This is a genomic window from Roseateles terrae (assembly GCF_014192155.1).
GTDB classification, from domain to species: Bacteria; Pseudomonadota; Gammaproteobacteria; order Burkholderiales; family Burkholderiaceae_C; genus Roseateles; species Roseateles terrae.
This window is the reverse complement of the sequence record NZ_JACHXO010000001.1, coordinates 722,886-735,440: the sequence shown is the minus strand read 5'-3', so window position 1 is coordinate 735,440 and position 12,555 is coordinate 722,886. Positions and strand designations below refer to the sequence as shown.

Sequence of the window (12,555 nt, the reverse complement as noted above, 5' to 3'; positions counted from 1 at the left end):
GGGGGCATGCTAGGGCGGACGGCAATGCTGCTCAAATCACTTCTTTCCAGGGTGCGATATTCAAATCGGTATGGGATCCGCCGACGCGGGTCGGACTGCAGCAGCGCCTGCGGGTTGTCCCGGGATGATGGGCGACGGCCGTTGCTCTATCCTCGCGGCCATCCCAAAAAGCCCGCCTTCTTCCATTCCCTTTGTGTCGCTTACCGTGATTTAGCGGTAAACAAATGGAAACGACCGAAACAACCACCGGGCACAACGATCAGGAGACGCATGAAGTTCACCGACGGGCAGTGGCTACTGCAGCCAGGCGTGGTGGCCCACTACGCCACTGAAACCTATGCCGTAGATGTGAGGCCGGACCAGGTGGTCCTGCTCGTCACCACCCGGCCGATCAAGCATCGTGGCGATACGCTGACGGGTCCCACCCTCACGGTGACCTTGCAATCCCCGGCGCCCGGCGTCATCCGGGTCAGTGCGGTGCATTACGTCGCCGGGCAGGAGAAGCGGCTGCATGTGCCCATGCCCGGGGCGTCCGCCCAGTCCTTGCAGGTGACCGAGACCGACCGGCAACTCAGCATCACCTCCGGCGCGCTCACCGTGGATGTGAAAAAGGGCGAAGGCTACGGCCTCGTCTTCCGCGAAGGGGACCGGGTGCTGACACGCAGCGACGGGCGCGCCCTGGGTTATCTGCAGACGGCTTCCAAGACGAGCTACATGCATGAGCAGTTGTCTCTGGGCGTGGGCGAGTACGTTTATGGGCTGGGCGAGCGATTCACCCCGTGGGTGAAAAACGGCCAGGTGGTGGAGAACACCAACAAGGACGGCGGCACCGCCTGCGAGCAGGCTTACAAGAGCGTTCCCTTCTATCTGAGCAGTCGCGGGTATGGCGTGCTGGTCAATGAAGCGGGGCCGGTGTCCTTTGAGGTGGCGTCCGAGAAGACGTCCCGAGTGCAGTTCAGCCGTGAGGGCGAAAGCCTGGATTACTGCGTGGTGGCCGGGCCCACGCCCAAGGACGTCGTCAAGCGCCTGACTGCGCTGACCGGCCGCGCACCGCTTCCACCGGCCTGGAGTTTTGGGCTGTGGATGACCACCTCATTCACCACGCAATACGACGAAGCCACCGCCACGCATTTCATTGACGAAATGGCGCGCCGCGAGCTGCCGCTGTCGGTCTTCCATTTCGACTGCTTCTGGATGCGTGAATTCCAGTGGTGCGACTTCGAATGGGACCGGCGCGGATTCCCCGACCCGGAAGGCATGCTGGCCCGCCTGAAGGCCAAGGGGCTGCGGATCAGTCTCTGGATCAATCCTTACGTGGCACAGCGTTCGTCGCTGTTCGAGATCGGCCAGCGAGAGGGTTATTTCCTGAAGCGCCCCGATGGGCGAGTCTGGCAGACAGACCTGTGGCAGCCGGGCATGGCGATTGTCGACTTCACCAACCCGGCGGCAGTGGCCTGGTATCAAAGCCATCTGCGCCGGCTGCTGGCCATGGGGGTGGACTGCTTCAAGACCGACTTCGGCGAGCGCATCCCGGACCAGGACGTCTGCTACTTCGACGGTTCCGACCCGGTGGAGATGCACAACCTCTATGCGCTGCACTACAACGAGGTGGTCTTCAAGCTGCTTCAGGAGGTGAAGCAGGACGAGGCCGTGGTGTTTGCCCGCTCGACCTATGCCAGTGGCCAGCGCTTCCCGGTGCATTGGGGCGGTGACTGCTGGTCCAACTTTGAATCGATGGCGGAGAGCCTGCGCGGTGGGCTGTCTCTCAGCAGTTGCGGGTTTGCCTATTGGAGTCACGACATCGGTGGCTTTGAAGGCAATCCGCCGCCGGCTGTCTACAAGCGCTGGATCCAGTTCGGCCTGCTGTCTTCTCACAGCCGTCTGCACGGCAGCAGCTCGTATCGGGTGCCATGGCTGGTCGACGAGGAAAGCTGTGACGTGCTGCGGCACTTCACCCGGTTGAAGCACCAGCTCATGCCCTATCTGTACGCGAGCGCGGCCGAGTCCAGCGCCACCGGCGTGCCGATGATGCGCAGCGCCGTCCTGCAGCATCCGGACGATCCGGCCTGTGCCACGCTGGATCGGCAATACCACCTGGGCGACAGCCTGCTGGTGGCGCCGGTATTCACCGACAGCGGAGAGGTGGACGTCTATCTCCCCGCAGGGCGATGGACGCATCTGCTGAGCGGCGAGGTGGTGGAGGGCGGGCGTTGGCGGCGGGAGCAGCATGACTTCCTGAGTCTGCCGCTGTATGTGGCGCCGAACACCGTGCTGCCCTGGGGCGCCGAAACGGAAAAGCCGGACTACGACTATGCCCAGGGCGTCGTGTTGCGGGTGTTTGCGCTGGACGAAGGCCACCGTGCGCGCTTTGTGGTGCCCACGCTGGACGGCGGGGTGGCGGCACGCGGCCACATCGAGCGGGAAGGCGACAGTTATCGCACCGTGATCACCGAAGGTGCTCTGGCCCAGTGGCAGGTGGAAGTGAATGGCAAGCGCAGTGGGGTGCAGTCGTCTGCAGACCGACTCGACTGGACCCCTTGAGACCCTACCGGCCGGCTGCGTTCTTTTGGGCGCGCCGGCCACCCCCGGGGCCGGTAACGGTCCTGGCATGGATGACAAGAATGCCCTGAAGGGCATCGTCACAGGAGACAACACGATGTGGGCAGGTTCCCTCGATCGTTCTGAAGGGCCGCCGGTGATTCATCACCCGCGGTGGGGGCGTGCGGGCGCGTTGGTCGCGGCCGTCCGCCAGTTCAAGTATCAAAGTCATGCCAGCGGCAATGCCGCCAGCAAGTCCAGCTTCCGCATGGGCCGCACGGCGCTGTTGGCGATCTGGACCGCGGGTGCCGTCGCCGCCGCTGCGACTGCCGGCAGCGCGTGGGCGGCAGACGCGCCGGTGCCGGGCGCGAGGTCGGTTCAGATCGACATCAACAGCGTCGGTTTCCCCACTGGTGCGGCCAAATGGGCGGTGGTGCCGGACGGGCCGGCGCGCGTGTTCACCGTCCTTGATGGTCGGGGCCGTGTCGCCTTGAAAGGGCGCCTCAGCGCGCCCGCCACCTGGCCGCTCTCCGGCGATTCCGTGAAGCTCGCGGATCTGTCGGGACTGCGCCGTCCCGGCACCTATCGGCTGCGAGTGGAGGCGACGCCGTGGGTTGAATCCACGCCATTCACCATTGCAGACGGTGTCTACACGCCACTCACTGCAGCGGCGATTCGCGCCTTCTACTTCAATCGCGCCAGCACCGCCGTCACGCCGGCACTGGGCGGTGTGTATGCCCGCGCGGAAGGCCATCCGGATACCCGGGTGCTGATCCACGCCTCCGCAGCCGGCCCCAAGCGCCAGACGGGCGACGTCATCAGCAGCCCGAAAGGCTGGTATGACGCAGGCGATTACAACAAGTACATCGTCAATTCCGGTATCACCACCTTCACGCTGCTGGCCGCCTACGAGCACTTCCCCGGCTTCTACCAGTCACTGAAGGTCGGCCTGCCGGAAAGCGGCAATGGCCTGCCGGATGTGCTGAATGAAGCGCTGTGGAATCTCGACTGGATGCAAACGATGCAGGATCCCGACGATGGCGGGGTCTATCACAAGCTCACCAATCTGCGTTTCGATGGCATGGTGATGCCGGACCAGGCGAAAGCGGACCGCTACGTCGTGCAGAAGACCACCGCCGCGACGCTGGACTTCGCGGCGGTGATGGCTGCGGCAAGTCGCGTCCTCGCACCGTTTGACGCCCAGTCACCCGGGCGTTCGGCGCGCCTGCGCGACGCCGCGCTGGCTGCATGGGACTGGGCCCAACAGCACAAGGACGTCCTCTATCAGCAGCCCGCCGATGTGGTGACGGGCGCGTATGACGACACCCGGCTCAGCGATGAATTCGCCTGGGCCGCCGCAGAACTGTGGGCGACGACCGGCGAGGCGCGCTTCCTGGAGACGCTGCGCCTGGGCGGGGCCGGCGAGGTCGGCATCGCTGTGCCCGCGTGGAGTGATGTGGACGGCCTGGCCTGGGTGACCCTGGCGCAGCATCGCAGCAGGCTGTCGGCGCAGGACCAGGTCATCGTGCAGCAGCGGGTTCGCATCCTGGCCGCCGGGCTGATCCAGCGCTGGAAGCAATCGGCGTGGCGCGTGCCGCTGCAGACGTCGGATTTCAAATGGGGCAGCAACTCCGAAGTGCTCAACCAGGCATTGATGCTGATTCAGGCGGCGCGGCTGGTGGACAGCACGGCGCGCTCCGTGCAGGCGGCCGCGCGCGATCCGTTCCGCCGGGATGCGCTTGCGGCGGCGCAATCCGACCTGGACTACGTGCTGGGCCGCAATCCGCTCGGCCGGTCGCAGGTGACCGGTTTTGGCCTGAAGCCGCCGATGCATCCGCACCATCGTCCCTCGGAAGCGGACGGCATCGTCGACCCGGTGCCCGGTTTCCTGGTAGGCGGGGCGAACCCCGGCCAGCAGGACAAGGCGGACTGCCCGGTGCCGTACCCGTCGACCCTCACGGCGCTGTCGTGGCTGGACCATGTGTGCAGCTACGCCAGCAATGAAATCGCCATCAACTGGAATGCACCGCTCGTGTATGTGGCGGGCGCCCTGGATGTGCTGGGCAGGACGTCGGCACCCCCGACGTCCCCAGGCGCATCGGCCCCCCGTACCGCTGCAGCCCATCTCCTCCCGACCTCCGCTGCCACGGCGGTTTCCTCGAAAGGCACGCCATGAGCGCCGACCTCTCCACACCTGGCACTGCCCATTCGGCGCAGTCCCTCTCCGGCGCCCAGCCGTCGTCGGACGGCCCGGCCGTCTCCGCGGGCGACCGCCGCCGCAATGGACTGCATCCGCTGACCTGGGTGCCGTCGCTCTACCTGGCGATGGGGCTGCCCAATGTGCTGGTGGGGGCGGTGGCCGCGATCCTTTACAAGAATCTGGGCATCTCGAATGAGGACATTGCGCTCTACACCTCGCAGATGTATCTGCCCTGGGTGCTGAAGCCGCTCTGGTCGCCTTTGCTGGAACCCTATCGCACCAAACGCTGGTGGGTGATCAGCATGCAGTTCCTGATGATGGCCTCCCTGGGTCTCGTCGCATTCAGCCTGCCACTGGACGGCTTCTTCCGCGCCTCGCTGGCATTCTTCTGGATCACCGGGTTTGCCTCGGCCACGCAGGACATCGTCGCGGATGGCGTCTTCATGACCACCATGCCGCTGCGCGACCAGGCGCGGTACTCCGGGGTGCAGGGCATGTGCTGGAACCTCGGCGCGGTGGTCGCCTCGGGGCTGCTGGTGTCGCTGACCGGCTGGCTGCACAAGGACCTGGGCTGGTCCTGGGTGCATTGCTGGATGGCGGTGATGCTGGGGGCGGCCGGGATGATGGGCGGCTTCGGGCTGTGGCATTTGCGGGTACTGCCCACCGGAGCGCCGTCGTCCATCCAGGGCCAGGACTTGCGCAGTGCCATGGTGTCCCTGCGTGAATCGTGGATCACCTTCTTCCAGAAGCCGTCGATCTGGATGATGCTGGCCGTGGTCTTCTTCTATCGATTCGGCGAAGGCTTCATCGAGAAATTCGGCCCGCTGTTCCTGCTGGACCCGCGGGACGTGGGCGGTCTGGGTCTCGACAATGCCGCGCTGGGTCACATCTATGGCACGGTGGGGACGGTGGCCTTCATTGCTGGCGCCTTCCTGAGCGGCTTCATCGTCGCCCGCATGACGCTCAAGCGCACCTTCCTGCTGCTGGCGATCTGTCTCAACCTGCCGCACCTGACTTATTACTACCTGAGTCACGCAATGCCCGACAACGTGATGTTGATTGGCGCCGTGGTGGCCCTGGAGAAATTCGGCTTTGGCATGGGCTCGGTGGGTCACATGCTGTACATGATGCAGCAGATTGCGCCGGGGCCTTTCAAGATGACCCATTACGCCATGGCGACCGGCGTCATGGCATTGACCAAATGGGCGACCGGCAGCGTGAGTGGCTGGGTCTACGCGGCGGTCGGGCAGCACTACGCCTCCTTCTTTGGTCTGGTCCTGCTGTTCTCCATTCCGCCGATCGTGCTGGCCTGGTTTGCACCGTTTCCGGTGAAGGTGCAGGATGACAGCTCGTCTGACACCGGCGGTGGCGGCGGTCATTAGGGAGAACACCAATACGGCGGGCGCATTCACGTCGGGATGACGACATAGCGCCCAGACAGGCCAAAACGCGGCAGGTGATGCCCAAACAGATATCACCTGCCGCTGAAACTTTATCGAGCGGCCTCCAGCATCGGCGGATGATGCAAAAACACGGCAGAACCTCGATGAACACGGTTGGCACGCTGCTTGCCATGCCCCGCACAAGGCTGAAGCATTCATGGGTTGTTCATGATGCATTCAGTTTTCATTCATGCGATGCTGTGCCACCTTCGGCAGTCCTGAGTTGTTGAGAGAGAGGACAGGTCCGACGGGCATCGATTCTTAAAAGCACACAACGGAGACCACATGACAAAAGCAATGCTGCCGCGCCGCGGCGCCCTGGGCCTGCTCACCTCGTTGGTGGCGGCCATCGGACTGGCCGGGACGGCCACCCAGGTGCTGGCCCAGGACAAAGGTCTGATCGGTATCGCGATGCCGACCAAGAGCTCCGCCCGCTGGATTGCGGACGGCGACAACATGGTCAAGGCGTTCAAGGACAAGGGCTACAAGGCCGACCTGCAATACGCCGAAGACGACATTCCGAATCAGCTGGCGCAGATCGAGAACCTGATCACCAAGAAGGTGAAGGTGCTGGTGATTGCCTCCATCGACGGTTCGGCACTCTCCAGCGTGCTGCAAAAGGCGGCCGCCGCCAACATCAAGGTGGTGGGTTATGACCGCCTGATCAAGGGCACCAAGAACATCGACTACTACGTCACCTTCGACAACTTCCAGGTCGGCGTGATGCAGGGCCAGTCGCTGATTGACAAGCTGGGTCTGGCGCAAGGCAAGGGCCCGTTCAACATCGAGCTGTTCGGCGGCTCGCCGGACGACAACAACGCCACGTTCTTCTATGACGGTGCGATGTCGGTGCTCAAGCCTTACATTGACAGCGGCAAGCTGGTGGTGCGCAGCAAGCAGATGGGCATGGCCAAGGTCGGCACGCTGCGCTGGGATGCTTCCGCCGCACAGGCCCGCATGGACAACCTGCTCAGCGCCTTCTACGGCAAGGAGCGCCTGCATGCGGTGCTGTCGCCGTATGACGGCATGAGCATTGGCATCCTGTCGTCGCTCAAGGGCGCGGGTTATTGCAGCAAGTCGCTGCCGTGCCCGGTGGTGTCTGGCCAGGACGCGGAGATCCCGTCGGTGAAGTCCATCATCAAGGGTGAGCAGGCCAGCACCGTCTTCAAGGACACCCGTGCGCTGGCCACGGCCGCCGCGGGTCTGGTGGACGACATGCTGAGCGGCAAGCAGCCCGCGGTGAACGACACCAAGACCTACAACAACGGCGTGAAGGTGGTGCCCAGCATCCTGCTGAAGCCGGTCTCGGTGGATGCGACCAACTGGAAGCCTGTGCTGGTGGACGGCGGCTACTACAAAGAGAGCCAGGTGCGCTGATTCCACGGACGCACGGAGGTAGTATGGCTGAAGCGATCCCTGTGCCTGCGGCGCGTGCGCCGGAGGCGGCCGCGCCGCTGCTTGAGCTGCGCGGCATCACCAAGCGGTTCCATGGCGTGACCGCGCTGGAGCAGGTGCACCTGAAGGTGCATCCCGGCGAGATTCACGCCCTGGTCGGTGAAAACGGTGCCGGCAAATCAACCCTCATGAAGGTGGTCAGCGGGGTCTACCCGCACCCCGACTATGAAGGCGAGATTCACTTCGAAGGCGAGGAGCGCCACTTCGGTGGCATTGTCGACAGCGAAGCGCTGGGCATCATCATCATTCACCAGGAACTGGCGCTGGTCCCCCAGCTCTCCATTGCGGAGAACCTGTTCCTGAACCACGAGCCATCGCGCTTCGGGGTGATTGATCGCATGGCCATGTACCGCCGTGCGCGGGACCTGCTGGACCGCGTGGGCCTGCGTGAATCGCCGGACACGCGGGTGGCGGACCTGGGCATCGGCCAGCAGCAGCTGGTGGAAATCGCCAAGGCCTTGGCGAAATCCGTGCGGCTGCTGATTCTGGATGAGCCCACCGCCAGCCTGAATGAGTCGGACAGCGAAGCCTTGCTGGACCGGCTGATGGAGCTGCGGGAGCAGGGCATTGCCTGCATCCTCATCTCCCACAAGCTCAATGAGATCACCAAGGTGGCGGACCGACTCACCGTGCTGCGCGACGGCCGCTCCATCACCACGATGGACTGCCGTCATGAGCCGGTGAGTGAGGACCGCATCATCCAGGCGATGGTGGGCCGGGATCTGGCGGATCGGTATCCCCGCCGCACGCCCAAGATCGGCGAGATGCTCTTTGAACTGCGCGACTGGCATGCCTTCCATCCGGTGCAGGCCGGGCGGGAAGTGGTGCGGGGCATCAACCTGAATGTGCGGCGCGGAGAGATCGTCGGCATTGCCGGACTCATGGGCGCGGGCCGGACTGAACTGGCCATGAGCGTCTTCGGCCGCAGCTATGGCCGGCGCATTTCAGGCACCGCCCTGATGGATGGCCAGCCGGTGGATGTATCGACCGTACCCAAGGCGATTCGCGCCGGGCTCGCATATGTGACCGAAGACCGCAAATCGCTGGGGCTTCTGCTGAATGACTCCATCGCCTGCAACACCAGCCTGGCCAATCTGGACGGCGTCTCGCGTGCCGGAGTGCTGGATGCGGCGCGCGAGCATTCGGTGGCGCAGGACTATCGCCAGCAACTCGCCACGCGTTGCCGCGATGTGACGCAACAGACGGTGCACCTGTCCGGCGGCAATCAGCAGAAGGTGGTGCTGGCCAAGTGGCTGTTCTCCAAGCCGCGTCTGCTGATCCTGGATGAACCCACCCGCGGCATCGACGTCGGTGCCAAGTTCGAGATCTACAGCCTGATCGCCCAGCTGGCGGAAAGCGGCTGCGGCATTCTGATGATCTCTTCGGAAATGCCGGAGCTGCTGGGCATGTGCGACCGGATGTATGTGATGAATGAAGGACGCATGGTGGCTGAACTGGATGCCGCCGACGCTTCACAGGAAAGAATCATGGGTGCCATCGTCGGCGCCCGGGAGTTACGCCATGCATGACCCACTGACGGCACCGGTTCACGGTGCTCCTTCCGCCCGCACTGCGCCTCCGCCGGCGCCGCGCGGCAACGCCTCGGGCGGTATCGCCCATTTCCTCAAGCGTCATCTGCGTGACTACGGCATGCTGATCACGCTGGTGGCCATCATGGGGCTGTTCCAGTACCTCACGGATGGCACGCTCCTGCAGCCGCTGAACCTGACCAATCTGGTGCTTCAGAACAGCTACATCGTCATCATGGCGCTGGGCATGCTGCTGGTGATCGTGGCGGGCCATATCGACCTCTCGGTGGGCTCGGTCTGCGGTTTCATCGGCGCGCTGGCGGCGGTGCTGATGGTCAATTACAACTGGCCGGCCTTTCCCGCCGCGGTCGTGTGCCTGCTCGCCGGCGCCGTGATTGGCGCGGCACAGGGCTGGTTCGTCGCCTATCTGGGCATTCCGTCCTTTATCGTGACCCTGGCCGGCATGCTGGTCTTCAAAGGACTGGCGCTGGCGGTCCTGCAGGGCCAGTCCCTGGGTCCGTTCCCCGATGCCTTCCAGGCGCTGAGCTCCGGCTTCCTGCCGGAGCTGTTGAATCAGGAAGATCCGCGTTCGACGACGCTGGGCCTGGGCCTGCTGCTGTCGGTGTCCGCCGTGGTGGTGGCCTGGCGGCATCGCAGTGCCGGTCTCACCCATGGCATGGAAGTGGAGCCCGGTCCGATCTTCCTGCTGCGCCAGGCCGTCATTGTGGTGGGCGTGATGGCCATGAGCTGGCTGATGGCGTCCTACAAGGGGCTGCCCACCGTCATGGTGGTCATGGTGGTTCTGACGCTGGCCTATGACTTCATTGCCGGCCGCACGACACTGGGCCGCCGGGTCTATGCGGTGGGCGGCAATGAAAAGGCCGCCCGGCTGTCGGGGGTGCGTACCGAGCGGGTGGCGTTCTTCACCTTCGTCAACATGGGTGCGCTGGCAGCGCTGGCCGGGCTGGTGTTTGCGGCGCGTCTGAATACGGCCTCGCCCAAGGCCGGGCTGGGCTTCGAGCTGGATGTGATTGCGGCCTGCTTTGTGGGCGGCGCCTCTGCCTCCGGCGGCGTCGGCAAGATCATGGGCGCGGTCATCGGTGCCTTTGTGATGGGCGTCATGAACAACGGCATGTCCATTCTGGGCATCGGCATCGATTACCAGCAGGTGATCAAGGGTCTGGTCTTGCTGGCCGCAGTGTTCATTGACGTGTACAACAAGCGCAAGTGATCACGGCCGGGTCTCGGGAGAGGCCCGGTCTTACAAATTCTTCAGTCGCGGACGCACCGAAAGCGGGCAGACTCAGGGCTTCACGCACTGCGCAGTCCAGCATGAAGCTTGTCCTCATTGAAGATTCGGAAATCATCCGCCGCCAGATGGTCCGCCTGCTGGCCGATGTGTCGGGGCTGTCCGTCATCGGGCAGGCCGACAATGAAGAATCAGCCCTGACGCTCATCCGCAGCACCATGCCCGATGTGGTGCTGGTCGATATCGGTCTGGCGGAAGGCTCCGGCATGAAGGTGCTGGAGCGGGCGCGGCAGATCGGGTTCGGCGGCAAGCTCTTTGTGCTGAGCAACCGCGACCCGGACTTCTACGAAATGCTCTGTGCCCGTCATGGGGCGGATGCCTTCTATGACAAGGCCCACGGGCTGGACCGGCTGGTGGCCGATCTGCAGTCGACCGCGGATGCGCTCAAGGCGCAGCGAGGCGGGCAGGGCGCTTGACACGGACGGATATCGTTTGTTCGTTTAATCGCATGCGGTGGGCTGCCATCGCACACATCGATTCCTTTTCGCCCGATTGCCAGTGCAATCGCACGAAGTCAAACGAATGTCCCCGAAATCCAACAGCTTGTGTCGGTCCTTGGGAGATTCGTGAATACTTCCAGACACTCCATTCAATGACCGGCGGGCCTGTGGCCGCCGGTCGATGATCGTGCCCATGCATTCCCACTCCATCATTTGTCGGGCCGCGTGCCCGTCCGCGGCCCCCAATGGCGGCGTCGCTTCTGTTGCCGTCGCCCGCCGGAGCCGCATAGCGGCAGCCGTGCGTAGTGGCTGGGCTTTGGCAGCGGCCGCCGGCCTTGGCGTCATGGGTGTTCAGGGCGCTGCGCAGGCGCAGGGCGGATTGACCGTCTATGGGTCTTTCGACATTGCGGTGGATCAGATCAAGAAGAGTGAGGGCAATGTCCAGGGCACGCTTTTCGGCGTGGCGGGCGGCCGTCCGGTGCCCAATGCGGTGGCGGCTCCGGCCACCTCGACCAGCCGCATGTCCACCAGTCTGACGAGGCAGTCCTATCTGGGCTTCAAGGGCAATGAAGACCTCGGCGGCGGGTATCAGGCCAGATTCCAGCTGGAGGGCGGTTTCACACCGGACGCTGGCACGATCAGCAATGACGGCCGTTTCTTTGGCCGTGTCGCCTGGGTCGGGCTGACCACGCCGGTGGGTGAGTTCCGTCTCGGGCGCCAGGCGGCGCCGCTTCTGGTGGCCTACTACTTCAACAGTGTCGAGCGGCTTGGCTCCACCGACATCCTTGGGGCGGGCGTCACCGTCAACAACCTCCAGGTCTATCAGGACAACATGGTCAGCTACACGCTGGCGCAGGGGCCGTGGCTGGCGCAGCTGACCTTCTCGCCCAATGCTGGTGTGGGCCCTCGGGTGAGCGCGGCGCGGTCGCCCAGCTCGAATGCCAATACGGGCCAGATCATTGGTGGCGCCACTGCCGGCACCGAAGACAGTTCCGGCCGTGGGCGCACCGTGGGCGCGATGGTCGCCTTCACACAGTCCGATCTGACGCTGGTGGCGGGCTATCACCACAACCGATTCGGGGTGCCGTTCGGTCTGGCGACTGCGCAGGGTTTTGTGCCGCTGTTCAATGCCGAGAGCTTCAGCAGTTACATGGCGGGTGCCAAATACCGCTTCAACAGCACCGGCACGGAAGTGGCGGGCAACTTCTACCGGGGGCAGTTCAAGGAATCGGGGGATGGGGATCCGCGCATCACCTCGATCAGTGGCGCGGTGAAGCAGTCGATTGGCTTCATCGACCTGATTGCGCAAGTCAGCGACAACAAGTTCAACAACTTCACCAAGGGCAAGAACCTCGCGTACACCTTTGGCGCGGAGTACAACCTGTCCAAGCGGACCGCCGTGTATCTGCGGTATGCGCAGGTGGAAGACAAGCGCGGCAACATCGTGCGCAGCCCGCTGAATCCGGCGCTCACGCTGGCGGGTGGCCCCACCACGATGCTGCTGCCGCTGGGCGCGCTGGAGATTCCGGTGCTGTCCGGCGCCGGGACGCAGATGGATGCGACCACGCGCCTGTATGGCGTTGGCATCCGCCACGCGTTCTGAAAGACACGCTTCAACATTGAAGGGCCGGCTCTGCCGGCC

General features: G+C 64.2%; 8 protein-coding genes. All 8 read left to right on the top strand.

Going from position 1 to position 12,555, the window contains the following annotated elements; translation table 11 throughout:
- Positions 1 to 270: 270 nt before the first annotated feature.
- On the top strand, positions 271 to 2,541 hold the full coding sequence (gene yicI / locus FHS28_RS03040) for an alpha-xylosidase (RefSeq protein WP_088449147.1): 2,271 nt from the start codon (positions 271 to 273) through the stop codon (positions 2,539 to 2,541).
- 67 nt (positions 2,542 to 2,608) lie between these two features.
- Positions 2,609 to 4,714 (top strand): glycoside hydrolase family 9 protein, encoded by a 2,106-nt coding sequence (locus FHS28_RS03035; RefSeq protein WP_221193687.1) that lies wholly within the window; start codon positions 2,609 to 2,611, stop codon positions 4,712 to 4,714.
- On the top strand, positions 4,711 to 6,120 hold the full coding sequence (locus tag FHS28_RS03030; RefSeq protein ID WP_088449148.1) for an MFS transporter: 1,410 nt from the start codon (positions 4,711 to 4,713) through the stop codon (positions 6,118 to 6,120). Before FHS28_RS03035 ends, FHS28_RS03030 begins: the two co-directional genes overlap by 4 nt.
- Positions 6,121 to 6,465: 345 nt before the next feature.
- On the top strand, positions 6,466 to 7,557 hold the full coding sequence (chvE, locus tag FHS28_RS03025; RefSeq protein ID WP_088449149.1) for a multiple monosaccharide ABC transporter substrate-binding protein: 1,092 nt from the start codon (positions 6,466 to 6,468) through the stop codon (positions 7,555 to 7,557).
- Between the two features lie 23 nt (positions 7,558 to 7,580).
- Positions 7,581 to 9,164: a multiple monosaccharide ABC transporter ATP-binding protein gene (gene mmsA, locus FHS28_RS03020; protein ID WP_088449150.1), complete on the top strand. Its 1,584-nt coding sequence runs from the start codon at positions 7,581 to 7,583 to the stop codon at positions 9,162 to 9,164.
- Positions 9,157 to 10,395: a multiple monosaccharide ABC transporter permease gene (mmsB, locus tag FHS28_RS03015; RefSeq protein WP_088449151.1), complete on the top strand. Its 1,239-nt coding sequence runs from the start codon at positions 9,157 to 9,159 to the stop codon at positions 10,393 to 10,395. The genes mmsA and mmsB overlap by 8 nt, the downstream gene beginning before the upstream one ends.
- A gap of 101 nt (positions 10,396 to 10,496) precedes the next feature.
- Positions 10,497 to 10,889 (top strand): response regulator transcription factor, encoded by a 393-nt coding sequence (locus tag FHS28_RS03010; RefSeq protein WP_088449152.1) that lies wholly within the window; start codon positions 10,497 to 10,499, stop codon positions 10,887 to 10,889.
- 322 nt (positions 10,890 to 11,211) lie between these two features.
- On the top strand, positions 11,212 to 12,516 hold the full coding sequence (locus tag FHS28_RS03005) for a porin (protein ID WP_375140713.1): 1,305 nt from the start codon (positions 11,212 to 11,214) through the stop codon (positions 12,514 to 12,516).
- Positions 12,517 to 12,555: the final 39 nt, after the last annotated feature.

Bases quoted from the DNA above. Each gene is read 5' to 3' on its own strand.
- yicI (WP_088449147.1), top strand. From the start codon at position 271: ATGAAGTTCACCGACGGGCAGTGGCTACTGCAGCCAGGCGTGGTGGCC.
- FHS28_RS03035 (WP_221193687.1), top strand. From the start codon at position 2,609: ATGGATGACAAGAATGCCCTGAAGGGCATCGTCACAGGAGACAACACG.
- FHS28_RS03030 (WP_088449148.1), top strand. From the start codon at position 4,711: ATGAGCGCCGACCTCTCCACACCTGGCACTGCCCATTCGGCGCAGTCC.
- chvE (WP_088449149.1), top strand. From the start codon at position 6,466: ATGACAAAAGCAATGCTGCCGCGCCGCGGCGCCCTGGGCCTGCTCACC.
- mmsA (WP_088449150.1), top strand. From the start codon at position 7,581: ATGGCTGAAGCGATCCCTGTGCCTGCGGCGCGTGCGCCGGAGGCGGCC.
- mmsB (WP_088449151.1), top strand. From the start codon at position 9,157: ATGCATGACCCACTGACGGCACCGGTTCACGGTGCTCCTTCCGCCCGC.
- FHS28_RS03010 (WP_088449152.1), top strand. From the start codon at position 10,497: ATGAAGCTTGTCCTCATTGAAGATTCGGAAATCATCCGCCGCCAGATG.